This window comes from Allobosea sp. 67-29, from assembly GCF_001898115.1.
Taxonomy (GTDB): Bacteria; Pseudomonadota; Alphaproteobacteria; order Rhizobiales; family Beijerinckiaceae; genus Allobosea.
On sequence record NZ_MKSQ01000026.1, the window covers coordinates 21,713 to 47,282 of the forward strand.

Consider the following 25,570-nt stretch of genomic DNA (forward strand, 5'->3'; position numbering starts at 1 on the left):
TCACGGCCCTGTGATCGCTCCATCGCAGAGGATCGCCCATGCCTGCCCTTGCCCGCCTTGCCGCCGTCGCCCTTGCCTGCCTGACGGCCGTTCCGGCCCTTGCCGACTGGGACCGCGACAAGCTCGACAAGGGCATCGACGCCATCGAGACGCGCTCGAAGGGCCGGCTCGGCATCGCCCTGATGGACCTGCGCGACCGCAAGCTCTGGTCGCATCGCGGTTCCGAGACCTTCCCGATGCAGAGCGTGTTCAAGCTGCCGCTGGCGGTCGCCGTGCTGCAGCAGGTCGAGGCCGGCAAGTTCAAGCTGGACCAGCCGATCACCGTCACCCGCAAGGATTTCTCGCTGTTCCACAGCCCGCTGGTCAAAGCCTTCAAGGGCGAGCGCAACGATTATCCCTTGAGCGAATTGATCCGGCTCGCGGCCGGCGAAAGCGACAACACCGCCGCCGACCTGCTGATGCGCGAGATCGGCGGGCCGCAGGTGGTGACCAGGATGCTGCGCGACGGCGGCATCCAGGGCATGTCCATCGACCGCTATGAACGTCAGTTCCAGCCCGAGATCTACGGCCTGCCCGGCTTCGGCTGGGACCAGGTGGTGGACGAGCCGGCCTTCCGGGCGAAGCTCAAGGCGCTGAAACCGCGCTACCGCATCGCCTCGCTCGCCAAGGCGCTCACCGACAAGCGCGACGCCGCGACACCGGAGGCCAGCGCAGAATTCCTGGAGGCGCTCGCCCGCGGCAACTGGCTGCGCGACCCGGCGCACAACGCCTTCCTGATGAAGATCATCACCGAGACGAAGATCGGCGCCGACCGCATCAAGGCCGGTCTGCCCGCCGGCTCCAGCCTCGCGCACCGCACCGGCGCGGGCCTGACCACGGACGGCGTCAACCACGCCACCAACGACATCGGCATCGCCAGCCTGCCGGACGGGCGCCGCTTCGTCATCGTGACCTACCTCGCCGGCTCGCGCGCCGATGCGCCGCAACGGGAGGCCGCGCTGGCGGAGGTGGCGAAGCTGGCGGTTTCGGCGCTGCGCTGAGGGCCCCTCAGCGCCCCAGCCGCTCGGCGATGAAGATGCCGCCAAGCACCAGCGCCAGCGCCAGTGCATGGTGCAGGCCGAACGGCTCGCCGACGATGAGCACGGCCAGGATCGGGGCGAAGACCGGCACGAGATTGACGAAGACGCCGGCGCGCCCCGGCCCGATCAGTTCGATCGCGCGCATGAAGGCGAGCTGCGACAGGATCGAGGGGCCGATGATGGTGAAGGCGAGAATGGCCCAGCCCCGCAGCGTCGGGGCATGGTACTGGCCGATGCCGACCTCGATGGCGAGCAGGGGCAGCGCGATCACGCAGGCGAAGCTGGCCGCGACGGTGAAGAAGACCAGCGGCGGCATCTGCGGCCGGTTGCGCACGGCCACGGTGTAGCCGGCGTAGAAGATGCAGGCGAGGATCATCAGCAGGTCGCCGGCCACGAAGCGCAGGTTGGTGAGTGCGTGGATGTCGCCCCGGCTCGCGGTGACGGCTACCCCGAGCAACGTCACGGTGACGCCGAAAGCCTGCATCGCGCCGATCGGAATCCGATAGGCCGCGAAGGCGCCGAGCAGCACGAAGATCGGGATCGAGCCCTGGAGAATGCCGATATTGATCGCCGAGGTCGAATGGGCGGCGATGTACATCAGCGTGTTGAAGGCGGTGAAGCCGGTGATGCCGAGCAGGGCGATGAAAGGCCAGTGCGCCTTGATCTGCGGCCAGTGTGCCGCGATCTGCCGGCGCAGCAGGAACGGCATGATCAGGCAGACGCCGATCCAGCGGAACGAGGTCAGCGCCATCGGCGTGATGTTGCCGACGGCAAGCCGACTGGCGACGGCGTTGCCGGCCCAGATCAGCGTCGTCAGGATCATCAGGAGATAGGCGTTGTTCCAGGCCCGTCGCGGCCAGCTCAGCGTCGAAGTCCGGTCTGGGTGCACGTTTCCGCCCTGTCGCGATGGAGGGCCCCTGCAATAACCTTGCGCGACACGCTCCTCCTATGAGATTGCGCGCACACCCGCCCGTCGTCCGATGCATCCCCTGCGGAAATCACCCATGCTCGAAACCGGTCACCGCCCGCTCCGCCTGCTCTTCGTCGACGGCAACACGCGCGAGCAGCGCGCGAACTATGTCAGGGACTATGGCGCGACCCCGGCGGAAGCCTATGCCGCCGAGATCACGGCGATCGCGCCCGGCATCGTCTCGGACATCTGCCTCCCCGCCGACGAAGGCGCCAATCTGCCCGATGGCGATGGACTCGAATCCTATGACGGCATCTTCCTCACCGGCTCGGCCCTGCACATCTACGACATCGAACCGGCGGTCACCCGCCAGATCGAGCTGATGCGCGCCATCTACGCCAGTGGAACGCCCTGCTTCGGTTCCTGCTGGGGCATACAGATGGGCTGCGTCGCCGCGGGCGGAACGGTGGTCGCCAATCCGAACGGGCGCGAGGTCGGCTTCGCGCGGCGCATCGCACCGACGGAGATCGGCCGCGGCCATCCCCTACTGGCCGGGCGGCCCGCCGCCTTCGACGCTCCCGCGATCCATCTCGACACCGTGGCGCTGCCGCCGCATGGCACCACGATCCTCGCCTCCAATTCCATCAGCCAGGTACAGGCGGCAGAGATCAAGCATGACGGCGGCACCTTCTGGGGCGTGCAGTACCATCCCGAATTCTCGCTCGGGCTGATCGCCTCCATCCTCGGCCGCATGGTCCCGTCGCTGATCGCCGAAGGCTTCCGCAAGGACGAGGCCGCCGCCCGGGACTGGCTGGAGGATTTGCGCACGCTCGATGCCGAGCCCGGCCGGCAGGACCTCGCCTGGGCCCATGGTCTCGACCGCGAGGTGCTCGATGCGACGCGCCGCGTCACCGAACTTCGCAATTTCCTCGACCATCGGGTCCGGCCCTGCGCCAGCGAGCGCGGCCGGGCGTGACGGCGCTCCGCTCCGCCGGCTGATCAGCTTCGCTCGACGGTCAGCGCCGCAATGGCCGCTCCTGCGAATGCAGGACGAGGCCGTGGCCGCGGGCCTCTATCCGCAATCGGGCGCGATTTCGCCTTGGGTGCGCCGAATTCGCCGGGCCAATCTTGGCGCCTCATGCGTGATCCGGAGGGGACGATCGTCATGCGAAACCATATTGCCGCTGCGCTTTTCCTGATGCCGGGGCTGGCCTCGGCCGGCGAGACCGATCTCGACAGCCGGATCGACCGCGTCACCGTCTATCCGGACGGCGCCGTGGTGACGCGCCTCGGCAAGGCCTCGCTCCTGCAGGGCGCCTCGCAGATCGTGCTGCGCGGCCTGCCGGCGACGATCGACCCGGCCTCGATCCGGGTCGAGGGCAAGGGCTTCGCGGATAAGGCGGGCGACGGCGCCTTCTCGGTCGGTGCCGTCGATGTCCGCCTCGCGCCGGGCGAGGCGAAGCCCGTGCTCGACAGGACCGTCGAGGACAGGCTGAAAGCCCTTCGCGAGGAGAAGGGCGAGCATGAGGGCCGCATCGCCGCCATCGAGGCCCAGCGCGCCACGATCGAGCGCTTCGCCCAGGTCGGCCCCGACAAGCTCGGGCCCGACGGCAAGGCCCTGCCGGTCTCCGACTGGCCGGCCGTGTTCGCGGCGATCGGCACCGCGCTGGTCAAGGTCCAGAACGATCTGCGCGCGGAACGCACGAAGCTCGCCGATGTCGCCGCCGAGATCGCCGCGCTCGAGCGAGCCCATCCGCAGGGCCCCCGGCCCGGCGCGCCGAAGCGCGACATCGCCATCGCGGTCGAGGCCCCCCAGCCGGTCGCGGCCGAATTCACCGTGAGCTATCGCGTCAGCGGCGCCAGCTGGACGCCGACCTATGAGGCGCGCCTGACCACGACCGGCGAAAAGCCGGAGGTCGCCCTGACGCGCCGCGCCGAGATTCGCCAGCGCACAGGCGAGGCATGGGACAACGTCGCACTGACGCTCTCGACCACGCGCTCCACAGGCGGCACCCGTGCGCCTGAGCTCGTCCCGATGCAGGTCGCCTTCTTCGAGCCGCCGGTGGTCTATGAAAGCCGCGGGCGCGTCGGCGCCGTCGCGCCGGCCCCGATGGCCGCTGCCCGCGCCAAGGCCGAAGCCGAGGCGACTGCGGACGCATTGGCGCGACAGTCGCAGCGCGCCGCCGCGCCCAAGCCCGCCGAGCTTCAGGTCGCAACCATCGAAGCCGGCGCCTATCAGGCGAATTTCAAGGTGCCCGGCCTCGCCTCGATCCCGCAGGACGGCAGCCCGAAGACGGTGACCCTGAGCCAGCGCAAGGCGGAAGCGACGCTCGCAGCCCGCGCCGTGCCGGAGCTGGAGCAGAAGGCCTATCTCGAAGCTGCCTTCACCCATGGCGAGGAGGCGCCGCTGCTGGCCGGCCGCGTCGCGCTGCATCGCGACGGCACCTATGTCGGCATGGGCCGGTTCAATCTCGTCGCTCCGGGCGACGAGGTCGCGCTCGGCTTCGGCGCCGACGATCGCATCAAGGTGAGCTATGCCCCGGTGAAGCGACGCGAGAACGAGCCGCGCTGGCTCGCCCAGAGCCGCACCGACCAGCGTGAGTTCCGCACCGTCGTGAAGAGCCTGCACGCGCAACCGGTCAAGATCACGGTGCTGCAGCGCATCCCCTTCTCGGAGAACAGCGCGATCGCGGTCGAGCCCATCGCCGCCCAGACCACGCCGCCGACCGAGAAGCAGGTCGGCGACAGGCGCGGCGTCTCCGCCTGGACCTTCGACCTGCCGCCCGGCGGCGAGAAGGACATCCGCCTCGCCTACCGCATCAAATGGCCGGGCGACCGCGAGGTCGCCTATGAGGAGCAGCCATTGCCGCAGGCGGCGGACTGAAGCCGGATCAAGGCGGCGTGACTCACACCGCCATTTCGAGCTCGCGCTTGCGGCCGAGATCGTTCATCCAGCTCCGGAACTTCGGCTGCACGGCGATCTGGTGGCCGTAGTGCCGCCCCAGCGCCTCCGTCAGCCGGCCGCCGCGGCCGAGCTGCTCGTCGGCAAAGCCGATCATCACCGAATTCGGCCAGGCCTGCGGGCGAACCGCGCGCAGCCGCGCGAAGAGAGCGTCTTCGCCCTCAGCCGGATCGGCCTGCGCCATCAGCGTCAGCATCGCCGCGGTCGAGCGCGAGATGCCCATGTGGCAATGCACCAGCAGATGCCCCTTCAACCGCGAGGCGGCGGTCGCGCGCAGGCCCTCGCCGAAGTTCAGGATCGCCTCGACATGTTCGGGCGCCGGCATGATCTGGCCGGGGCGCGGCTCGATGATGTCGTGGAAGCGCAGCGTCACGCGGTGATGCTCGCCATAGGCATCGAAGGCCGCGATCTCGGCCCGGTCGGGATCGAGCACCGAAAGCACATGCGTCACTTCGCGGGCGCTGTTGCCGGGCAGTTCCTCGATGCCGCAGATCGTCAGGGTCGAGATGGCGAGGGTCTTCATGGCGCGCCTCCGCTGCGGAGCCCCTTGTCCGGCACCGGCACGGCCGCGCGCAACCGCCGGAACGGGTCGCTCCCCTGAAAGGCCAGCGGCCGGCGACGACGCCGGCCGCTGGCTTGTCCTCACTCCGCCGCGACGGCGCGCAGGCCCTGCCCGAGCTCCTGATCGACGACGCCGACCCAGTAGCGCACGCCGTCCGGGATGATCGCGTCGTTGAAGTCGTAGAGCGGCGTGTGCAGGCCGACGAAGGAGCCGTCCGGATTGACGCCGTTGCCGATCCGCATGAAGGCACCCGGCCGCACCAGCATCATCTCGGCGAAATCCTCGCCGCCCGTGCCGGGGCGGAGCTGGCCGTTGACCTTCTCGGCGCCGACCGCTGCGGTTGCCGCTGCAACGCCGACGCGCACCTGCTCGGCCTCGTTGACCAGCGGGCTGGTGCCGCGGTGGTAATAGGCCTCCGCCTGGCAGCCCCAGGCCTGCGCCGTCGCAGCCGCGAGCTCGGCGATACGCCGCTCCACCGTGTCGCGTACCTCCTGCGAATAGGTGCGGGCCGTTCCGCCCAGCACGAGTTCGGAGGGGATGACGTTGGAGGCGTTGACGTCGCCGCCATGGATGTAGCCGACGCTGATCACCGCCGTATCGAGCGGGGCGACGTTGCGGCCGACGATGCCCTGCAGGCCGAGGACGAAATGCGCCTGCGCATAGGTGATGTCGGTCGAGCGGTGCGGCTGCGAGCCGCCATGGCCGCCGACGCCGCGGAAGGTGACCTTCCACGAATCCGCCGCCGCCAGGAACGGGCCGACCGTGGTGCCGAAATGGCCGACCGGCATGCCGGGCGTGTTGTGCAGGCCGTAGATCGCGTCGCAGGGGAAGCGCTCGAAGAGACCGTCGGCCAGCATCGCGTTGGCGCCGCCGCGGCCTTCCTCGGCCGGCTGGAAGATCAGGTTGACGGTGCCGGCGAAGTCGCGGTTCTCGGCGAGGTAGCGCGCGGCCGCGAGCAGCATGGTGGTGTGCCCGTCATGGCCGCAGGCATGCATCCGGCCCGGGTTCTTCGAGGAATAGGGCAGGTTCGTCGTCTCTTCGAGGGCGAGACAGTCCATGTCGGCGCGCAGACCCACGGCGCGGCCGGGCCTGTTGCCGCGGATCACGCCGACGACTCCGGTCTTGCCGACATTCTCGGTGACCTCGACGCCCCATTCGCGCAAGCTATCGGCGACGAGCTTGGCCGTGCGGACTTCCTCGAGGCCGAGTTCGGGATGGGCATGGATGTCGCGGCGGATCGCCGTGAACGCGGCGTGATGCTGGTCGAGCCAGGCGTCGAGCTTGGTCATGGTCGCTGTTCTTCCCCTTCTGCGTCCGCGCCGGCAGGCACCGTCCCGCCCTGCGCCTGACGCCATCCTAGCCCTTACGCGCGATTGCGGCAGGATTACCGCGCAGATCATGCAGGTCTGCCATGCTTTCGCGGGCGTTTTCCCGGCGCCGGCCCGTCCGGGGCACCGGAAAACTTGACCTGAGCGCCCTCTTGGCCCATGAGGGCTTGCAAGGACCTGCCCCGAAACCCCGGCCTTGCGCCGGGGTTTTGCATTTGCGCGGGCCGCTTGCGAGAGGCAACGCGGTAACAGCAGGGACACCTCGCTCATGGCGAATGTTGTGGTGGTCGGCGCCCAGTGGGGCGACGAGGGCAAGGGCAAGATCGTCGACTGGCTTTCCAGCCAGGCCGATGTCGTCGTGCGGTTCCAGGGCGGCCATAACGCCGGCCATACCCTGGTCATCGACGGCGTCACCTACAAGCTCTCGCTGCTGCCCTCCGGCATCGTCCGCCCCGGCAAGCTCTCGGTCATCGGCAACGGCGTCGTCGTCGATCCCTGGCACCTTGTCGAGGAGATCGGCAAGCTGCGCGCCCAGGGCGTCGCGATCACCCCCGACAACCTGCGCATCGCCGACAACGCGACGCTGATCCTGCCGCTGCACCGCGAGCTCGACCATTTCCGCGAGACCTCGAATGCCGGCATGAAGATCGGCACGACCAAGCGCGGCATCGGCCCGGCCTATGAGGACAAGGTCGGCCGCCGCGCCATCCGCGTCATCGACCTGAAGGACCCGGCCCTGCTCGAGGCCAAGATCGAGCGCCTGCTCGCCCATCACAACGCGCTGCGCCGCGGCCTCGGCATCGGCGAGGTCGACGGCGCGGAGCTGCTCGGCCAGCTCAAGGCGATCGCGCCGGAGGTCCTGCCCTTCGCCGATACGGTCTGGGCCCTGCTCGACGGGCAGCGCCGCGCCGGCAGGCGCATCCTGTTCGAGGGCGCGCAGGGCGCCCTGCTCGATGTCGACCACGGCACCTATCCCTTCGTCACCTCCTCGAACATCGTCGCCGGCCAGGCCGCGACCGGCTCGGGCATGGGCCCCTCGGCCGTCGGCTACGTGCTCGGCATCGCCAAGGCCTACACCACCCGCGTCGGCGAGGGCCCCTTCCCGACCGAGCTCTTCGACGAGATCGGCGAGTTGATCGGCACCAAGGGCAAGGAATTCGGCGTCGTCACCGGGCGCAAGCGCCGTTGCGGCTGGTTCGATGCCTGCCTCGTGCGCCAGACGGTCAAGACCTCCGGCATCGACGGCATCGCCCTGACCAAGCTCGACATCCTCGACGGCTTCAAGGAGATCAAGGTCTGCGTCGGCTACCGGCTCGACGGCGAGATCATCGAGCACCTGCCTGCCGGCCAGGCCGACCAGGCCCGCGTCGAGCCGATCTACGAGACGATCGAGGGCTGGGACGGCTCCACCGCCAACGCCCGTTCCTGGGCCGATCTGCCGGCGCAGGCGATCAAGTACGTCCGCCGCATCGAGGAGCTGATCGGCGCCACCGTCGCCGTGCTCTCGACCAGCCCCGAGCGCGACGACACCATCCTCGTCCACAATCCGTTCGAAGGATGACCCCGCCCTTCGAGGGTTGACGCGACCCGTCATCAGCGACAAGTGAGGCCAATGGCCGATTTCTACCCGATCCTGGCGCGAGCCGTCGCCGGGCTGCCCGACAACACTCCCGAGGCGCGCCGCGCCATCTTCGATCGGGCGCGGGCTGCCCTCGTCGCGCAGTTGCGCAGTCTCGATCCGCCGCTGGGCGAGGCCGAGATCATGCGCGAGCGCCTGACCCTCGACGAGGCCGTCGCCCGGATCGAGGCCGAATACGACGAAGCGGCCGCGCCGCAGCCGGGCACCCGTGGCCCGGTGATTCGCCCGCAGCCCGAAGCCGCGCAGCCTCCGCGCCCGCCCGAGCCGAAGAAGCACCCCGAATTCGCCCCGCTGCCGCGGGCCGAGGAGCCGGATTCGGCCGGCACCGACGAGGTTCACGACCTCGACGACCGGCTGGAGCCGGCCGACCCCCAGCCGGCGCGGCCCCGGGTGATGCCACCGCGCGAGCCGCGGGTGAAGCCGGGCCACATCCGCACCATCGTGGTCGGCTCCGTCGTGGCCGTCGCCGTCGCGGCGATCGCCGGCACGGCGATCTATGTCCACAAGCTCAAGCCGCAGGAAACGCCGCGGCCAGGCACGGAAACCGCCTCTCAGCAGCAGCCCGCACAGCCCGACAACGCCGGCAAGATCGGCGACCGCGTCGGCGAGCCGAACGCTCCCGCCCAGGGACGCAGCGGCAACGCGGCCAGCAACGCTCCCGGCACGCCGGTGCAGCAGCCCGGCGGCGAGATCGCCGTCGCGCAGCGCGCCATCCTCTACATCGAGACGCCGGACAATCCGCAGCAGCCGCGCGCCGTGAACGGCCGCGTCTTCTGGCGCCTGGACAGCGAAAGCGCCGGCCAGGGCCGCCCGGTCGAGACCATCGTGCGCGCCACCATCGAGATCCCCGATGCCGGCATGAATCTCGACTTCACCATCCGGCGGAACACCGACACGGCCTTCCCCGCTTCGCACATCATCGGCCTGCGCTTCACCAACAGCGGCGATCCGTCGCAGGCGGTCAAGGAAGTCGGCGTGCCGCAGTTCAAGACCGCCGAAGGCGAGCGCGGCGCGCCCCTGTCCGCGATCAACTCGGCACTCGGCGACAATCTGTTCGTCGTGGCCCTGTCGAACGTGCCGGTCGAGGTCGAGCGCAACACCGACCTCATCCTGAACCGCAGCTGGATCGACCTGCCGGTGCTGTTCACCTCGGGCCGGCGCGGCATCATCACGTTCGAGAAGGGCGTCTCGGGCGCCCAGACCCTCGGCGACGCCTTCGGCCGCTGGCAGTAGGGCCGCCTTTTCGGCGCGCCCGGGTCGCCTCGGGCAGGCTGCGTCCGCGGCTCCGACCCCGGACGGCCGCGTCGATCTGGAACCTCAGCTCTGCCGCTGCGCGGCGAAGCGCGCGGCGGCGCGCAGCACATCCGCATCGGGCCCGAATCCGGCGAGAGCCGTGACCGCGACCTCGCCGAGCCGGTCCCTCTCCTGCCGGGCGCCGCCGAGCCCGAGCACGCCGATCAGCGTCGCCTTGCCCTTGGCGGCGTCCTTCGCCGTCGCCTTGCCCATCTGGGCGGCGTCGGCCTCGACGTCGAGGATGTCGTCGGCGACCTGGAAGGTCGCGCCCAGGGCCCGGCCATAGGCGTCGAGCGCCTTGAGCGCCGCGGCATCGGCCCCGCCGAGGCGCGCGCCGATCTCGACGCTCGCCGCCAGCAGGGCGCCGGTCTTCATCCCCTGCAGGCGCCGGATCTCGGCCTCGGTCAGCGCACGCTTCTGCGCCTCGAACCGCCCTTCGGCGGCGAGGTCGAACATCTGTCCACCGACCATTCCGCCAAGGCCGGACGCCCGGGCGAGCGCCCGCACCAGAGCCGCACGCACCTCGCCGGAGGCGTGCGTCGCCGGGTCGGCCAGCACGTCGAAGGCCAGCGTCAGCAAGGCATCCCCCGCCAGGATCGCCGTCGCCTCGTCGAAGGCCCTGTGCACCGTGGGCCGGCCCCGGCGCAGATCGTCGTCGTCCATCGCCGGCAGGTCGTCATGGACCAGCGAATAGCAATGCAGCAGCTCGACGGCCGCGCCCGCCCGCAGCGCCTGCTCCTGCGGGACGCCGAAGAGCCGAGCCGTCTCGACCGTCAGGAAGGGCCGCAGCCGCTTGCCGCCGGCAAGCGCCCCATGCCGCATCGCGGCGACAAGGCGCTCCGGCCGTGCGATCTCGCCCTCTCCCGGCGTCATGGCGAGCAGGCTTTCCAGCAGGGCCTCGATCGCCTCGGCGTTCTCCGCGAGGCGCGGGGCGAGACTGCTCCCCATGGCGGGGGGTGTGACGGAACTCATGCGCCGATCTCGCGTTCGCTGCCGGGACGGGGGCCTTGCCGGACCTTCGCCGCATCGTCAAGGTGCCGGCGATGCCGGGCACGCGCCGCGCGGCGCGAAACGGGGGACGGTCTGCTGGGTTGGGTGATCGGATGGTGCCTGAGGCTGGCGGTCTGGCTCGTCCTGGCCCTTGCCGCCGCCCTGGTGCTCTATCGTTTCCTGCCGGTGCCCTCGACACTGATGCTCGGCCGCTGGCTGACGCTGCAGACCGTCGAGCGCGACTGGGTACCGCTCCAGCAGATCTCGCCGAACCTGGTCCGGGCCGTGATCGCCTCCGAGGACCAGCGCTTCTGCAACCATCGCGGCGTCGATTGGGTCGAGCTCAATGCGGTGATGGAAGATGAGGACGGGCCCCGCCGCGGCGCCTCGACCCTGACCATGCAGACGGCCAAGAACGTCTTTCTCTGGCCGGGCCGCTCCTATCTCCGCAAGGGGCTGGAGATCCCCATCGCCATGGCAATCGACCTGGTCTGGGGCAAGCAGCGCGTCATCGAGGTCTATCTCAACGTCGCCGAATGGGGCGAGGGGCTGTTCGGTGCCGAGGCGGCGGCGCAGCGCTACTTCCGCAAATCCGCGGCCCGACTCACCCCGACAGAGGCCGCCCGCCTCGCCGGAGCCCTGCCCAATCCGCTCCTGCGCAATCCCGGCAAGCCGAGCCGGGCTCTGCAATCGGCCGCCGGGCGGGTGCAGCGCCGCATGGTCCAGCTCGGCCCGCTCGGCAACTGCGCCCTGCCCGATTGAGGCCGAAGGCCGGGCTTCCAGGTGGTGCCAGGACGCGCCGGCCACTTTTTCACATGGGGCTCTAGCCATCGTGGCCTCAAGCGTGTATGGGCAACGCCTCACGAGATTGATCCGTCGTCGTGGCGGGGGTGCGGCTTTGGGCCAGCGCTTCCGGGCGGCGGCACGATGGAGAGTACAATGGCCGTTCCGAAGAAGAAGACGTCGCCGTCGAAGCGCGGCATGCGCCGCTCGGCCGACGCGCTGAAGCAGCCCACCTATATCGAGGACAAGAACTCCGGCGAACTGCGCCGCCCGCACCATGTCGACCTGAAGAGCGGCATGTATCGCGGCCGCCAGGTCCTCAAGGTCAAGGCCGACGCCTGAGGGCGACCTGGCCGGACGCCGCGTCCGGCCTTTGCCTCAGCATGACGAGACCGGCCGAGAGGCCGGTTTTTCTTTGCCTGCCGCCGGCAGGCCCTCAGCGTCCAACGCTCCCGGCGCGAGCCAGGCACGCCGCCCTGCGATAGAGCGCCGCGGCCGATTGTGGCGTCGCCCGCTCCCTCGCGGCAAAGGGGCCGATCCGCGCCTGGGCGGCGGCGGCCTGCAGCAGCAGCAGCGCAGAGGCGCCGGCGCCTTGCCTGCCCTGCTCCACCGTCTCCTCGCTACGCAACATGTCTCACTCCGGCACATGGCGATGTGACGGAACGGCAGGTTGCAAGCCGGCGGCCAGACTTAACGCCGTGTTAATCAGAATCCTCGCATCGTTTGGAGACGTTTCCCCACACTGGGACAGGCGAACCGCACCAGGACGGCGCGGAGCGTGCTGTCTTGATCGAGGCCGCCCGCGATGCCCGCCCCGTCGCTCTTCAGCTTCCGCAAAGAACCTGCGGTCGACCCCAGAGGCCTGCTCTCCTCGATCGGTGAAGTCGTCTACAGCTGGGACATCCACAGCGACGTGCTGAAATGGGGGCCGAACGCGGCCGAGGTGCTCGGCGCCCTGCCCGACCGGGCGATGCTGCGCGGCATCGGCTTCGCCGGCCTGGTCGAGCCCGGTAGCGGCCCGAGCCGCTACGATGCGATCTTCGGCACCAGCGAGCAGGACCAGGGCGAAGGCGTGCTCTACCGCACCCGCTATGCCGTCGACCTCGCCGGCCGGAAGATGTGGGCCGACGACACCGGCCGCTGGTTCGCCGGCAGCGACGGCCGGCCCGCCCGCGCGCGCGGCGTGCTGCGTCTCGAGCGGGCCGCGCGGACCGGCGAGCTGGACGAGACCGGCAGCGGCCTCTGCGACCGTCCGGCACTGGTCGACCAGATCGGCCTCGTCCTGCAGGAACACCTGCCCCAGGAGCGGCCTGTCGTGGTCCTCGTCGCGGCGATCGACGAACTCGCCCGCCTCAACGACGACTTCGGCCATGAGGCCACCGACGAGATCGTCGCCACCGTGCACGAGCGGCTGCGCTCGGTGACGCGCCGGCGCGACCATCTCGTCCGCTACGCCGGCAACAGCTTCGCGATCATCCTCTCCGCCTGCCCGCGCGACCAGATCGATTCGGCCGCGCGCCGCTTCATCAAGGTGGTGGCGGAATCGGCCATCGAGACCAGCCATGGCATCGCGCTGGTGCGGCTGCGGGTCGGCGCGGCCCATGCCCCCGAGCTCGGCAGCCATGCCGGCGAGTTGCTGGCCGCCGCCGAAGGCGCCCTCGCCACCGCCCGGGCCAGCGCCGCCGACGATGTCGTCGTCGCCCGGCCCCAGCGCCGCAGGCAGGACAGGGCCGAGCGCAGCGGGCTCGACGTCCAGGCCGTCACGGCCCTGAACGAGCACCGCGTGCGGCTCGCCTTGCAGCCCGTAGTCTCGGCGCGCACGCGCGAGCCGGCCTTCCACGAAGCCTTGCTGCGCGTCGGCCAGCCCGAGGCCGGGCTGTTCTTCGCCTCGGCCGAGCTCGTGCCGCTGCTGGAGCGCCGCGGCCTCGTGCGCCTGTTCGACCATCGCGTGCTGGAGCTGGCGCTGGCCCTGCTGGCCGCGGACCCGGCGCTCAGGCTTTCGATCAACGTCTCGCCCGTCTCGCTCGGCGACCCGGAATGGCTCGGCGCCTTCCTGTCGCTCGCCGGCACGGCCCGCAACCTCGCTTCACGCCTGATCGTCGAGGTGACGGAGACGGCGACGATCGAGGACCCCGCGCGGCTGGCGAAGCTGCTCGGCCGCATCAAGGATTGCGGAACCCGCATCGCGATCGACGATTTCGGCGCGGGCCACACCTCGCTGAAGCATCTGCGCGCCTTCCCGGTCGACATCCTGAAGATCGACGGCGCCTTCACCCAGAACCTGCGCCGCTCGACCGACGACCGCTTCTACGTCCGCACGCTGATCGATCTCGCCCACCATCTCGGCGTCGAGACGGTGGCGGAATGGGTCGACGACGAGTTGCAGGCGACGATGCTGCGCGACTGGGGCATCACCTATCTGCAGGGCCATCTCGTCGGCCGGGCCGAGCTGATGCCGATGGTCGAGCCGGAACGCCGCCGCGCCGCCTGCTGAAGCGCGCCGGGCGCGGCAGGCGAAGGCCCGCCGGTCCCAGCTCGCAGAGCCGCTCTCACTTGCTGCGGGAGAGCTTGTCCAGCCGCTCGCGCATCTCGTTGAGCTCGCGCTTGAGGTCGCCGAGCTCGTCGCCCTTGGCCGCCGGCTCGGCCGCCGCCCCCTGCTTGGCCTTCGCGGCCGCCGACGCGGCGAACGGGTTGAACATCCGGAACGCCTCGGTGAACATCTGCATGTTCGCGCGGGTCTGGGCCTGGATGGCGTCGAGCGCGTTGCCGCCGAAGGCCGAGCCGCCGAAGGCCTTGGCCATCTGCTCCCGGAACTTGTTCTGCTCCTGGGTGAAATTCTCCATCGAGAATTCGAGGTAGCGCGGCACCAGCGCCTGCATGCTGTCGCCGTAGAAGCGGATCAGCTGTCGCAGGAAGGTGATCGGCAGCAGGTTCTGACCGTCCTTGGCCTCCTCGTCGAAGATGATCTGGGCCAGCACCGAACGGGTGATGTCCTCGCCGGACTTGGCGTCGTAGACGACGAAATCCTCACCGGCCCTGACGAGCCCTGCCAGATCCTCCAGCGTGACGTAGGAACTCGTCCCTGTGTGGTAGAGGCGCCGGTTGGCGTATTTCTTGATGACGGTCGGTTCTTTTTCGCTGGCCATCATACCCTGCTAGACGTTGATCCGCGGCGCCGGCCGGGCCGGCGCGGTTCGACGGAACGTTCTCCCCGCGCCGACGATAGCCGCTCGGTGCTGCGCCGCAAGTTTTTTGAGCGTGCGGCGCAAAAAGCCGTCGGAATTGAGGCGGCCGCGCCGGCGGGCCCGCATGCTCCACAGCCGGCGCACCGTCGCGGCGCCGGATAGGGCAGCACGCCTGACTTGACGGCGTCACGACAGGCTTCGAAGGTGGCGGGGAAGGCTGCGCCGGCGGGAGCGGCGCGGCAGGCACTCGAGAAAGAAGCAAGGAATTCCCTCATGGCAGATACGGATATCGTGATCGTCGGCGCGGCGCGCACGGCGGTGGGCGCCTTCAACGGCGCTTTTGCCAACACGCCCGCCCATGAGCTCGGCGCCGCCGCCGTCAAGGAAGCGCTGAGCCGCGCCAAGGTCGACGCCGCCGAGGTCGACGAGCTGGTGATGGGCCAGGTTCTCGCCGCCGGCCAGGGCCAGAACCCGGCCCGCCAGGCCGCGATGGCGGCCGGCATCCCGCAGGAGCGGACGGCCTGGGGCCTCAACCAGCTCTGCGGCTCGGGCCTGCGCACCGTCGCCATCGGGCTGCAGCAGATCGCCAATGGCGACGCCGACGTCATCGTCGCCGGCGGCATGGAATCGATGTCGCTCGCCCCGCACGCCTCCTATCTGCGCGCCGGCACCAAGATGGGCGACGTCAAGTTCGTCGACACCATGATCAAGGACGGTCTCTGGGACGCCTTCCACGGCTACCACATGGGCACCACCGCGGAGAACGTCGCGACCAAGTACCAGATCAGCCGCGAAGAGCAGGACCGCTTCGCCGTCGCCTCGCAGAACAAGGCCGAGGCCGCCCAGAAGGCCGGGAGGTTCAAGGACGAGATCGTCCCCTTCACGATCTCGACCCGCAAGGGCGACATCGTCGTCGACACCGATGAATACCCCCGCCACGGCGCCACGCTGGAGGCCATGGCCAAGCTCAAGCCCGCCTTCTCGAAGGACGGGACCGTGACCGCGGGCAACGCGTCCGGCATCAACGACGGCGCCGCCGCGCTCGTCATCATGACGGCCAAGGAAGCGGCCCGCCGCGGCCTGACCCCGCTCGCCCGCATCGCCTCCTGGGCGACGGCCGGCGTCGATCCGGCGATCATGGGCACGGGCCCGATCCCCTCGACCCGCAAGGCGCTGGAGAAGGCCGGCTGGAAGGTCGGCGATCTCGATCTCGTCGAGGCCAACGAGGCCTTTGCGGCGCAGGCGATCGCGGTCAACAAGGACCTCGGCTGGAACCCCGACATCGTCAACGTCAACGGCGGCGCCATCGCCATCGGCCATCCGATCGGCGCGTCGGGCGCCCGCGTCCTGGTGACGCTGCTGCACGAGATGGCCAAGCGCGACGCCAAGAAAGGTCTCGCCACGCTCTGCATCGGCGGCGGCATGGGCGTCGCCATGGCCGTGGAGCGCTGAGCCAGGCGCCCCTCCATGGCGAAGCGCACGACGCTTTACCGCTATCTCACCGGCCCCGATGATGCCGCGTTCTGTCATCGGGTGTCGGAGGCCTTGAGCCGGGGCTGGTCGCTCTACGGCCAGCCGACGCTTGCCTTTGACGCAGCGCAAGGACGCGTCATCTGCGGCCAGGCCATCATCAAGGACGTGGACGTGGCCTACACGCCCGCGCTGAAGCTATCCGAACAATAACGGCGGCAAAGCCGCACGGGACTTGACCAAGAGGGAGACTGGCTATGACGAAGGTGGCGCTGGTTACGGGGGGAACGCGCGGTATCGGCGCGGCGATCTGCAAGGCCCTGCAGGAGGCCGGTCACAAGGTCGCGGCCAGCTATGCCGGCAACGACGAGGCGGCCGCCAAGTTCAAGGCCGAGACGGGAATCCCGGTCTTTAAATGGGACGTCGGCGACTACGATGCCTGCGCCGCCGGCATCGCCAAGGTCGAGGCCGAGCTCGGCCCGGTCGACATCCTCGTCAACAATGCCGGCATCACCCGCGACGGCTTCTTCCACAAGATGACCAAGGAGCAGTGGTCGGACGTCATCCGCACCAACCTCGACTCGCTGTTCAACATGACCCGGCCGGTGATCGAAGGCATGCGCGCCCGCGGCTTCGGCCGGGTCATCGTGATATCCTCGATCAACGGCCAGAAGGGCCAGATGGGCCAGGTCAACTATTCGGCGGCCAAGGCCGGCGACATCGGCTTCGTCAAGGCATTGGCGCAGGAGAACGCCAACAAGGGCATCACCGTCAACGCCATCACCCCCGGCTATATCGGCACCGACATGGTCGCGGCGATGCCGGAGGCGGCACTGCAGCGCGTCATCGCCGGCATCCCGGCCGGGCGCCTCGGCAAGCCCGAGGAGATCGCACAGATGGTGGTCTGGCTGGCGTCCGAGCATGGCGCTTTCGCCACCGGCGCGACCTTCGCCATCAATGGCGGCCAGTACATGGCCTGACCCCCGCCCGGAGCGCGCCCCGGCCGCTCCGAAGCAGGCGGTGCGAGCTGAGCGAGGAGGCCGCGGCGATGCCGCGGCCTTCGTCATGAAGGCGCCCGGCCCGGGCGGGTTCAGAGGCGCTTGACGCTTCTCGGCAGCAGGAAGGTCAGGAGCCCGAGCGCCGGCAGCCAGGCGCAGAGCTTGAACACCTGGATGATGCCGACCTGGTCGGCGAGCGCGCCGAGCGCCGCCGCCGCGACGCCGCCGAGCCCGAAGGACAGGCCGTAGAACAGCCCTCCGACCAGGCCGATGCGATGCGGCACCAGGTCGATGGCGTAGATCAGGATCGCCGAGAAGGCGCTCGCCATGATGAAGCTGACGATGACCGAGAGCACGCCGGTCCAAAACAGGTCGGCATAGGGCAGCGCCAGCGCGAAGGGCAGCGAGCCGAGGATCGAGAGCCAGATCACCCGGTCGCGCCCGATCCTGTCGCCGATCATGCCGCCGAGGATGACGCCGATGGCGCCCACCACGAGGTAGAGGAACAGCATGATCTGCGAGAGCTGCACCTCCACGCCGAAGCGCTGGATCAGGTAGAAGGTGTAGTAGGAGGTGAAGGCCGCGGTGTAGCCGTTCTTCGAGGTCAGCAGCAGGATCAGCACCGCCATCGCCAGCAGGATGCGTCCCCGCGGCAGCCCGTGGCTCGCGACCTCCTCGACATGCTCACGGGAGGATGTCTGCTCGCGCCGCATCGCCGCGTAGCGCGCGCCGATCCAGCCCATCAGCCCCATCGCCAGCAGCACCACCAGAGAGAACCAGGACAGGCTCTCCTGCCCGCGCGGCACGACGACCGCGGCCGCCAGCAGCGGACCCACCGCATAGCCGACATGGCCGCCGACCTGAAACACGCCCTGCGCCAGACCCTGCCGGCCAGCCGCGGCATGGCGCGCCATGCGGGTGGCCTCCGGATGGAAGACCGCCGAGCCGAGGCCGATCAGACCCGCCGCCAGCAGCACCACCGGATAGCTGTGCGCGAAGGACAGCAGCAGCAGCCCCGTCAACGTCGAGCACATGCCGGCGACCATCGCATAGGGCCACGGCCTGCGGTCGGTGACGTAGCCGAGCAGCGGTTGCAGCAGCGACGACGTCACCTGGAAGGCCAGCGTGATGAAGCCGATCTGCATGAAGTCGAGCCGGTAGGTCTCCTTGATCAACGGATACAGCGCCGGGATCATCGACTGGACGAGATCGTTCAGCAGATGGGCGAGGCTGAGCGCTGCCAGAACCGGCATCAGCGGCCGGCGCGCGACGGACGGCATCGGGATCGTGGTCATGAAGGAGGCATATCCGAGCCGGCTCCGGCGTCAACGCTGCCCGAAGCATGGCGCCCATGGCCGCCAAGCCGGGTTGCGATGCAAAATGCCGCTCTCGCCTTGCCGCACCGCCCAGCTGGCATTTGCCGCCGAAGCTGCTATCGCAGCCCGGTCCCAGTCCTTGAGCCGATCGTGACCACCCGCTCCGCCACTCTCATCGGCTTCTGCGCCATCCTGCTCTGGTCGACGCTGGCGCTGTTCACGGCCATGTCGGGACGCGTGCCGCCCTTCCAGCTCGTCGCCATGACGTTCGTGATCGGCGGGCTGCTGATCCTGGCCATCACCGCCTTGCGCGGCGATCTTCGCCGGGTGCGGCCGACGCCGGCTTCCTTCGCGCTTGGCCTCTACGGCCCCTTCGGCGACACCGCGCTGTACTATGCCGCGGTGAAGACCGCCCCGCCGGCCGAAGCGAACCTGATCCATTACCTCTGGCCGCTGCTGATCGTGCTGTTCGCCGCGCTCCTGCCGGGCGGCAGGCTGAAGCCGCGTCATCTCGTCGGCGCGCTGATCGGCCTCGCCGCGACCGGGCTCTCGTCTCGGGCGGGCTCGGCGGCGGCCGCGGCCTCGCCTTCGGCCATCTGCTCGCCGCGCTCGGCGCCTTCGTCTGGGCGAGCTATTCGGTGGCCTCGCGGCGCTTCGCCGAGGTGCCCTCGGAAAGCCTGAGCCTCACCATGCTGGGCTGTGCCGTGCCGGCGCTCGCCTGCCACCTCGCCTTCGAGACGACGCTGTGGTCTCTGACGGCGGTGGAATGGCGCGGCGTGCTGGGGCTCGGGCTCGGCTCGATCGGCCTCGCATTCGTGGTCTGGGACATCGGCATGAAGCGGGGCGACGTCGCGCTGCTCGGCGTCGCCTCCTATGCCGCCCCCGTGCTCTCGACGCTGATCCTGGTGCTGTTCGGCTACGCCCAGGCGAGCTGGCTGCTGGCAGCCTCCTGCGCGCTGATCGTAGTCGGAGCGCTGGTGGCGAGCGGCGGCGGGCGGAAGGCCTGAGCGGCTCAATTGCGCCGCAGCAGCCGCTCCAGATAGTCGAGCTCTTCCTGCGGCCGCAGCGGATCGCCGAGGCGCTTGCGCAATTCCTCCAGGATGCGCCGCGCCCGCTGCGTCGCGCTCTCGTCGGCGCCCGGGACCTTGACGCGGCCATCGGCCCAGTCGCGCTGGCGCTGCGGCCGGCCGAGCGGGTCCTCGCTGCCGCGCTGCTGGCCGGAAGGCCGGCCCTGCTGGCGCCCGTCCGGATCGCCATAGGCATTCTCGGTGCCGTCGCCCTCGCCGGGCTGGCCCTGCATCTGCTGCGCGAGGTTCTGTCCGCCGCGGCGCAGCGCATCGATCGCCCTGCCCTGCGCGTCGAGCGCGCCCTCGCCGTCGCCCTGCCCGAGCTGCCTTTCGGCCTCGCGCATCGCCTCCTCGGCCTCGCCGAGCTCGCCGTTCTGGGGGGCGCCCATGCCGCGCATCCGCCGCTGCAGGTCCTGGAGCCGCTCGCGCAGCGCCTGCTGGCGCTGGGACAGCCCCTGCCCGTTCTGGCCCTGCATGCCCTGGCCGCCTTCGCCGTTCTCGCCCTGGTCGCCGGGCTGCTGGCCGGGCTGCCGGCCGCGCTGCCCCTGCTGGCCTTGCTGGCCTTGCTGGCCGCGCTGACCCGGACGGGCCTGCTGCTGGCCGGGGCGCTGGCCGCGCTGAGCCTCGCCCTGGCGGTTTCGCTCGTTGCGATAGGTCTCGTCGCGCAGGTTCTGCTGGTCGCGCGTCATCCGGTCGAGGTCGCCGAGCGCCTGGTTCATCTGGTTCTGGCGCGGATCGCCCTGTCCGGGGCGCGCCATCTGCAGGTTGTTCAGCATCCGGTTGAGCTCTTCCATCAGCCGCTGCGCCTCGGCCATGTCGCCGCGCCGGGACAATTCCTCGATGCGGTCGAGCATGTTCTGCAGATCCCGCGGCGTCACCGTGCGGAAATTCTCCGGCAGCCGTGCCTGGTCCTGCTCGCCGTTCTGCTGCTGGCGCATCATCTGCTCGGCGAGCTGGCGCATGTAGTTGTCCATCGCCCGCCGCATCTCCTCGGTGAGCTTCTTGATGTCCTCCTCGGAGGCGCCGCGCTCCAGCGCCTGCTGCAGGTTTTCCTGCGCCTGCCGGAGCGCCCGCTCGGCGTCGGACATGTCGCCGTCCTCGAGCTGCAGCGCCATCGCCCACATCAGCTCCGAGACCTCGCGCAGCTGGTCGTCGCTTTGCGACTTCCGCAGCCGCTCGGTCAGCATACGCATGCCGAGATAGGTGCCCGTCTCCTTCATGAAGAGCGCCGGCTCGATCATCAGCGCATCCATGGCGAGCTGCACGAGCTTGCGGTCGTCGACGTTCATCACCAGCTTGCGCCGCTGCTCGACCAGCGCCTTGGCCAGCGGATTGGTGAAGGTGCGCTGCGGCAGCACCACCTCGACCGGCTGGCTGCGCCCCTCCTGGCCGGCCTCGTCCTTGGCGATCAGCACCATGCGGACCTTGGCGCCGGCCCAGGGATGCGCCGAGAAGTCGACGTTGCCCTTCAGCTCCTGCTCTCCGGTGGCGGAGGAGGGAACGGCGAGGTTCTGCTTCGGCGGCTCGACCAGCGAGCGACCGCCCTTCGCCGCATCGGGCCGCGAGACGGCGACCTCGATCGAGGCCAGACCGTAATCGTCCTTGGCCTTGTAGGTGATGCTCAGCCCGCCCGACTGCGCCCCCACCACCGGTTTCGGCGGATCGACGAAGGCGATGGTCGGCGGCTGGTCGGGAATGGCGGTGATGCGCAGCGTCGCCCCGGGCGCGCCGCTGCCGGTGAGCCGGAGCGTGCCGTTGCCGGCCAGCACGTAGCGGCGCTCCAGCACCGCCTGCTGCGGATCGCCGGGCTGGGCCTGACGTGCCGGCTCGGCCTTGCTCCCATCGCCAGCCTTGTCCTCGGCCGGCTTCGCTTCGAGCTTGCCGGTCGTCACCACGTCCATATTGGTCTTGCCGGCGACGCGCACGACGATGACCGATTTTTCCGGCGCGCTGAGATTGGGGCTCGCCAGCTTGGCGAAGTCGATCAGGATCGGCGGCAGGCGGGTATAGCCGGGAGGGTCGATCCAGGCGTCGATGCGGCTCGACGGCACGGAACCGGGCGGGCCCTGCCAGTCGAAGGCGGCGGAGATCCGCTGCGTCGCCTCCGGACCCGCGACGAAGAAGCCGGCGATCGCGGCGAGCAGCGGCGCGGCGCGCAGCGCCCGCCGGTCGCGGACCGCCATCAGCGGATGCGGCAACGAAACCCGCAGCGCCGCGACCTGCCGGCTCTGGCGCTCGACATGCAGCTTCCACAGCGCCTGCGAGACGGGATCCTTCGAGCCGACGGCGAGGCTGTCCTCCAGCGCCGAAGCGGGTCGATGCCCGCCGGCGAACGAGCGATCGAGCCTGACCAGCGCCTCCCGATGCGTCGGCGGGGCCCAGCGCGCGACATGCCACAGGCTGGCGAGGAAAGCGGCGGCGACGGCCAGGACGCCGGCGATCCGCCCGTACCACGGCAGATGCGTCCACAGGCCGAACCAGGACAGGGCGAGGAAGGCGAGGATGATGCCGAGCGGCAGCCAGAGCCGCGGCCAGAGCCGCTCCCAGCCGAGCGAGACCCGGGAGGCAAGCGCGAGACGGCGCAGCCGCTGCCGGATGCCGTCCATCGTGTCGGGCGCCTTCCGGCGCTCTGCCTCGCTCATGCCATCGCTCCGGGCGGCCCCCATTTCCGTCTGAGATCACCTGACCCGATCAGGCTAACACGGGAATGTGGCATTGCCAGTCCTCGGACGGGCCTTTGCACCGCGCTCGACGTTTCGTGAACGATCGGCTGCGCCGGTTCAGCCGAACCACTCCGGCGCGCGGTCCGTGCCGATCAGTTCCTCGTAGCTCTGGCGTGGCCGCGTGACGGCATAGCGGTCGCCCTTGACCATGACCTCGGCCACCAGCAGGCGCTGGTTGTAGGTCGAGGACATCGAGGCACCGTAGGCGCCGGCGGTCATGAAGGCGAGAAGGTCGCCCGGCTTCATCTGCGGCAGCGCCCGCCCCGTGGTGAAGGTGTCGCCCGACTCGCAGATCGGCCCGACCACGTCATAGGCGAGATCGGGCGCTTCGGCGGGACGCTCGGTCACCGGCCAGATCTCGTGATAGGCCTCGTACATCGCCGGCCGGACGAGATCGTTCATCGCCGCGTCGACGACGAGGAACTGCTTGGTCGGGCGCGGATTGAGGTGCAGCACCCGCGTCAGCAGGATGCCGGCATTGCCGACGATCAGGCGGCCGGGCTCGAAGCCGAGCTCGACATCGAGCCCCTTGGTCACCTTGGCGACCATCTGCGCATAGGCCTCGATCAGCCCCGGCCCGTAATCGAAGGTCTTGGGGATGTCGTAGGGAATGCCGAGCCCGCCGCCGAGATCGAGCCGGTCGACGCGGTGCCCCTCGCCCTTCAGATCGCCGACCAGCGCGACCATCTTCGAATAGGCCGCCTCGAAGGCGTCGATCTCGCGGATCTGGCTGCCGATATGGACGGCGAGGCCCATGATCCGCACGCCCGGCATGTTGGCCGCGCGGGAATAGAGCCGGCCGACCTCCTCGAAGGAGACGCCGAACTTGTTCTCGGAGGAGCCGGTCGTGATCTTGGCGTGGCCGCCGGCGCCGATATCGGGGTTGACCCGGAACACCGCTTCCTGACGCTTGCCCAGCGAGGCCGCGACCCTGGAGAGCAGGTCGAGCTCGCTCTCGCTTTCGATATTGACCTGGTAGATGCCGGCCTCGACGGCGAAGCGCAGCTCCTGCTCGCTCTTGCCGACGCCCGAGAAGACGATCTTCTCGGGCGGAATGCCGGCGGCGAGCGCCTTGCGCACCTCGCCCTCCGAAACGGTATCGATGCCGGCGCCGAGGGCTCCAAGCGTCTTCAGCACGCCTAGATTGCCGTTCGCCTTCATGGCGTAGAAGACATGGGCCTTGCCGTCCGGCGCAGCCTTCTTCACCGCCGCCTCGAACAGCCTGTAGTGCCGCTCGATCGTCGCGTTCGAATAGACATAGACCGGCGTGCCGACCTCCGCCGCGATACGGGCGAGATCGACGCCCTCGGCATGCAGGGAACCGTCGCGATAGGCGAAATGATGCATGGGAAAACCCCGAGAAGGCCGATTTGAACCGCCCGGACGTTCCGGGCGCAGCTAACGAAGTGCCGCGAGGCGAGCCTCGCTCCCGCCGAGACAGACTCCCGGTGCGGGTCCGCCGCCTCGCTTCGATCGCCCGGACCGGCCGGGCGAAAGCCCCGCTACATCAGCGGGTCGAGCAGGAAGGGCTTGTCCGGCACGACGATCGCCTTGTTCGCCTTCGCCGGCTTCGCCAGCACCGAAGTCTGCCCGTAGGACGACATGTCGGTCGCGTCCTCGCCGCCGATCTGGTTGTCCGGAAGATCGACCGCGCCCGATACGTTCGGCGGCGGCTCGAGCGGCCCCTTGCGCCCACAAGCCGCGAGCGCCAGGCCGAGCAGGCCCACGACCAGGAGAGTGCGGCCGAATTTCAGTCGGGCAGGATTGAGACGAGATGGGAGCACGAAGACAGGCCCTCGGACGGAACGTGGCGGGACAGTAGCGGAGGATGCGGCGGAGCGCGAGGCTCTCCGCCGCTGGACCCTCAGCCTTTCGCAAGCTGCTTCAGCCAGCGCCTGGCCTGCTTGCGGACATTGGCCGGGGCCGTGCCGCCATAGCTGACGCGGCTCTTCACCGACTGGTCGACGCCGAGCACGGCGAAGACGGCCTCGGTGATCTTCGGCTCGACGGCCTGCATCTCGGCGAGCGAGAGCTTCTCCAGCCCCACCTTCCTCTCCGAGGCGATGCCGACGAGGCGGCCTGTGACGTGATGCGCGTCGCGGAACGGCATCTTCAGCACCCGGACCAGCCAGTCGGCGAGGTCGGTCGCGGTCGCGTAGCCGAAGCCCGCGGCCTTCTTCATCGCCTTGAGGTCGGGCTGCATGTCGCGGACCATGCCGGCCATGGCGGCGAGGCAGAGCGACAGCGTCTGCAGGGCGTCGAAGGTGCCTTCCTTGTCCTCCTGCATGTCCTTGGAATAGCTGAGCGGCAGGCCCTTCATCATGGTCAGCAGCGCCTGCAGCGCCCCGAAGACGCGCCCCGCCTTGCCGCGCACCAGCTCGGCCGCATCGGGATTGCGCTTCTGCGGCATGATCGAGGATCCCGTCGAGAAGGCGTCGGAGAGCCTGACGAAGCCGAATTGCGGCGTCGCCCAGAGCACGATCTCCTCGGCCAGGCGCGACAGATGCATGGCGCAGATCGAGGCGGTGGAGAGGGTTTCCAGCACGAAGTCGCGATCCGAGACCGAATCGAGCGAGTTCGCCGTCGGCCGGTCGAAGCCGAGCGCCTTCGCCGTCATGTGCCGGTCGATCGGGAACGAGGTTCCGGCGAGAGCGGCGGCGCCGAGCGGGCACTCGTTGAGGCGGGCGCGGGCATCGCGGATGCGGCTGCGGTCGCGGCCCAGCATCTCGACATAGGCAAGCAGGTGATGGCCGAAGGTGACCGGCTGCGCCGATTGCAGATGGGTGAAGCCCGGCATCACCGCGCCGGCATACATGTCCGCCTTCTCGGCCAGCGCCAGCTGCAGGTCGGCCATCTGGCCGTCGAGTTCGTCGAGCGTGTCGCGCACCCACAGCCGCATGTCGGTCGCGACCTGGTCGTTGCGCGAGCGGGCGGTGTGCAGCCGGCCGGCGGCGAGGCCGATCTTGTCCTTGAGGTTCGATTCGACGTTCATATGGACGTCTTCGAGCGCCCGCGAGAAGGTGAAGCTGCCGGCCTCGATCTCGCCCTCGACCTGCTTGAGACCGGCCGTGATCGTCGCGACGTCGTCCTTCGTCAGGATGCCGGTCTCGGCCAGCATCGCGGCATGGGCGAGCGAGCCGCGGATATCCTGGCGCCAGAGCTTCCTGTCGAAATCGATGGAGGCGTTGATCTCCTCCATGATGGCGTCGGGACCTGTGGCGAAACGCCCACCCCACATGCGGTTGCTCACGGCGGTCTTTCCTGC

At 69.7% G+C, this 25,570-nt stretch carries 24 protein-coding genes; 13 read left to right on the top strand and 11 right to left on the bottom strand.

Annotated elements, in window-relative coordinates:
• Positions 1-38: 38 nt before the first annotated feature.
• Positions 39-1,040 (top strand): class A beta-lactamase, encoded by a 1,002-nt coding sequence (gene bla, locus BGO20_RS19170; protein ID WP_291659072.1) that lies wholly within the window; start codon positions 39-41, stop codon positions 1,038-1,040.
• 7 nt (positions 1,041-1,047) lie between these two features.
• Here bla and BGO20_RS19175 read toward each other — a convergent pair whose 3' ends face one another.
• The gene (locus BGO20_RS19175; RefSeq protein ID WP_291659073.1) at positions 1,048-1,968 is read right to left on the bottom strand and encodes a DMT family transporter; all 921 of its coding nucleotides are present in this window, start codon (positions 1,966-1,968) and stop codon (positions 1,048-1,050) included.
• A 115-nt stretch (positions 1,969-2,083) separates the two neighbouring features.
• Between BGO20_RS19175 and BGO20_RS19180 the strand changes: the two genes are divergently transcribed.
• Both BGO20_RS19180 and BGO20_RS19185 read left to right on the top strand, forming a co-directional pair.
• Positions 2,084-2,965 carry a type 1 glutamine amidotransferase gene (locus tag BGO20_RS19180; RefSeq protein WP_291659074.1) on the top strand — a complete coding sequence of 294 codons (882 nt, stop codon included), beginning with the start codon at positions 2,084-2,086 and terminating at the stop codon, positions 2,963-2,965.
• A 189-nt stretch (positions 2,966-3,154) separates the two neighbouring features.
• Positions 3,155-4,873 (top strand): mucoidy inhibitor MuiA family protein, encoded by a 1,719-nt coding sequence (locus tag BGO20_RS19185; RefSeq protein WP_291659075.1) that lies wholly within the window; start codon positions 3,155-3,157, stop codon positions 4,871-4,873.
• 22 nt (positions 4,874-4,895) lie between these two features.
• On the opposite strand, the gene BGO20_RS19190 is transcribed toward BGO20_RS19185, so the two are convergent.
• Positions 4,896-5,474 (bottom strand): tyrosine phosphatase family protein, encoded by a 579-nt coding sequence (locus BGO20_RS19190; RefSeq protein ID WP_291659076.1) that lies wholly within the window; start codon positions 5,472-5,474, stop codon positions 4,896-4,898.
• A 119-nt stretch (positions 5,475-5,593) separates the two neighbouring features.
• Positions 5,594-6,802 carry a M20 aminoacylase family protein gene (locus BGO20_RS19195; protein WP_291659077.1) on the bottom strand — a complete coding sequence of 403 codons (1,209 nt, stop codon included), beginning with the start codon at positions 6,800-6,802 and terminating at the stop codon, positions 5,594-5,596.
• 307 nt (positions 6,803-7,109) lie between these two features.
• Here BGO20_RS19195 and BGO20_RS19200 point away from each other — a divergent pair, with 307 nt between their 5' ends.
• On the top strand, positions 7,110-8,402 hold the full coding sequence (locus tag BGO20_RS19200) for an adenylosuccinate synthase (protein ID WP_291659078.1): 1,293 nt from the start codon (positions 7,110-7,112) through the stop codon (positions 8,400-8,402).
• Between the two features lie 51 nt (positions 8,403-8,453).
• On the top strand, positions 8,454-9,713 hold the full coding sequence (locus BGO20_RS19205) for a histidine kinase (protein WP_291659079.1): 1,260 nt from the start codon (positions 8,454-8,456) through the stop codon (positions 9,711-9,713).
• 84 nt (positions 9,714-9,797) lie between these two features.
• Here BGO20_RS19205 and BGO20_RS19210 read toward each other — a convergent pair whose 3' ends face one another.
• Positions 9,798-10,745, bottom strand: a complete 948-nt coding sequence (locus tag BGO20_RS19210; protein WP_291659080.1) for a polyprenyl synthetase family protein — start codon at positions 10,743-10,745, stop codon at positions 9,798-9,800.
• Positions 10,746-10,868: 123 nt separating this feature from the next.
• Here BGO20_RS19210 and mtgA point away from each other — a divergent pair, with 123 nt between their 5' ends.
• Together mtgA and rpmF are read left to right on the top strand one after the other, a co-directional pair.
• On the top strand, positions 10,869-11,525 hold the full coding sequence (gene mtgA / locus BGO20_RS19215; RefSeq protein ID WP_465246059.1) for a monofunctional biosynthetic peptidoglycan transglycosylase: 657 nt from the start codon (positions 10,869-10,871) through the stop codon (positions 11,523-11,525).
• Positions 11,526-11,702: 177 nt separating this feature from the next.
• Positions 11,703-11,888, top strand: coding sequence for a 50S ribosomal protein L32 (rpmF, locus tag BGO20_RS19220; protein WP_038363858.1), 186 nt, complete (start codon positions 11,703-11,705; stop codon positions 11,886-11,888).
• A 94-nt stretch (positions 11,889-11,982) separates the two neighbouring features.
• On the opposite strand, the gene BGO20_RS19225 is transcribed toward rpmF, so the two are convergent.
• Positions 11,983-12,177, bottom strand: a complete 195-nt coding sequence (locus BGO20_RS19225; protein WP_291659081.1) for a hypothetical protein — start codon at positions 12,175-12,177, stop codon at positions 11,983-11,985.
• Between the two features lie 174 nt (positions 12,178-12,351).
• On the opposite strand from BGO20_RS19225, the gene BGO20_RS19230 reads away from it, so the two are divergent.
• Entirely contained in the window at positions 12,352-14,040 is a 1,689-nt protein-coding gene (locus tag BGO20_RS19230) for an EAL domain-containing protein (RefSeq protein WP_291659082.1), read from the top strand.
• A 55-nt stretch (positions 14,041-14,095) separates the two neighbouring features.
• On the opposite strand, the gene phaR is transcribed toward BGO20_RS19230, so the two are convergent.
• On the bottom strand, positions 14,096-14,692 hold the full coding sequence (gene phaR / locus BGO20_RS19235; protein WP_291659083.1) for a polyhydroxyalkanoate synthesis repressor PhaR: 597 nt from the start codon (positions 14,690-14,692) through the stop codon (positions 14,096-14,098).
• A gap of 312 nt (positions 14,693-15,004) precedes the next feature.
• Here phaR and BGO20_RS19240 point away from each other — a divergent pair, with 312 nt between their 5' ends.
• From BGO20_RS19240 to phbB, 3 genes are read left to right on the top strand one after another with little or no spacing between them, the layout of a single operon-like run.
• Positions 15,005-16,183 carry an acetyl-CoA C-acetyltransferase gene (locus tag BGO20_RS19240; RefSeq protein WP_291659084.1) on the top strand — a complete coding sequence of 393 codons (1,179 nt, stop codon included), beginning with the start codon at positions 15,005-15,007 and terminating at the stop codon, positions 16,181-16,183.
• Between the two features lie 15 nt (positions 16,184-16,198).
• Entirely contained in the window at positions 16,199-16,414 is a 216-nt protein-coding gene (locus BGO20_RS19245; RefSeq protein ID WP_291659085.1) for a DUF1737 domain-containing protein, read from the top strand.
• Positions 16,415-16,458: 44 nt separating this feature from the next.
• Entirely contained in the window at positions 16,459-17,181 is a 723-nt protein-coding gene (phbB, locus tag BGO20_RS19250) for an acetoacetyl-CoA reductase (protein WP_291659086.1), read from the top strand.
• 110 nt (positions 17,182-17,291) lie between these two features.
• Here the strand turns inward: phbB and BGO20_RS19255 are convergent, their stop codons facing one another.
• The gene (locus tag BGO20_RS19255) at positions 17,292-18,494 is read right to left on the bottom strand and encodes an MFS transporter (RefSeq protein WP_291659087.1); all 1,203 of its coding nucleotides are present in this window, start codon (positions 18,492-18,494) and stop codon (positions 17,292-17,294) included.
• 171 nt (positions 18,495-18,665) lie between these two features.
• Here BGO20_RS19255 and BGO20_RS23635 point away from each other — a divergent pair, with 171 nt between their 5' ends.
• Positions 18,666-19,196, top strand: coding sequence for a DMT family transporter (locus tag BGO20_RS23635; RefSeq protein WP_362890482.1), 531 nt, complete (start codon positions 18,666-18,668; stop codon positions 19,194-19,196).
• Positions 19,154-19,522, top strand: coding sequence for an EamA family transporter (locus tag BGO20_RS23640; RefSeq protein WP_362890485.1), 369 nt, complete (start codon positions 19,154-19,156; stop codon positions 19,520-19,522). The genes BGO20_RS23635 and BGO20_RS23640 overlap by 43 nt, the downstream gene beginning before the upstream one ends.
• Before the next feature lie 5 nt (positions 19,523-19,527).
• On the opposite strand, the gene BGO20_RS19265 is transcribed toward BGO20_RS23640, so the two are convergent.
• The 4 genes from BGO20_RS19265 to argH form a co-directional block, all read right to left on the bottom strand.
• On the bottom strand, positions 19,528-22,224 hold the full coding sequence (locus tag BGO20_RS19265; RefSeq protein ID WP_291659088.1) for a TIGR02302 family protein: 2,697 nt from the start codon (positions 22,222-22,224) through the stop codon (positions 19,528-19,530).
• 138 nt (positions 22,225-22,362) lie between these two features.
• Complete coding sequence (gene lysA / locus BGO20_RS19270; RefSeq protein WP_291659089.1) at positions 22,363-23,652, bottom strand: diaminopimelate decarboxylase; 1,290 nt, start codon at positions 23,650-23,652, stop codon at positions 22,363-22,365.
• A gap of 155 nt (positions 23,653-23,807) precedes the next feature.
• A complete protein-coding gene (lptM, locus tag BGO20_RS19275; RefSeq protein ID WP_291659090.1) occupies positions 23,808-24,089 on the bottom strand; it encodes an LPS translocon maturation chaperone LptM in 282 nt (93 codons plus the stop codon).
• An 80-nt stretch (positions 24,090-24,169) separates the two neighbouring features.
• Positions 24,170-25,555: an argininosuccinate lyase gene (argH, locus tag BGO20_RS19280; protein ID WP_291659091.1), complete on the bottom strand. Its 1,386-nt coding sequence runs from the start codon at positions 25,553-25,555 to the stop codon at positions 24,170-24,172.
• Between the last annotated feature and the right edge of the window lie 15 nt (positions 25,556-25,570).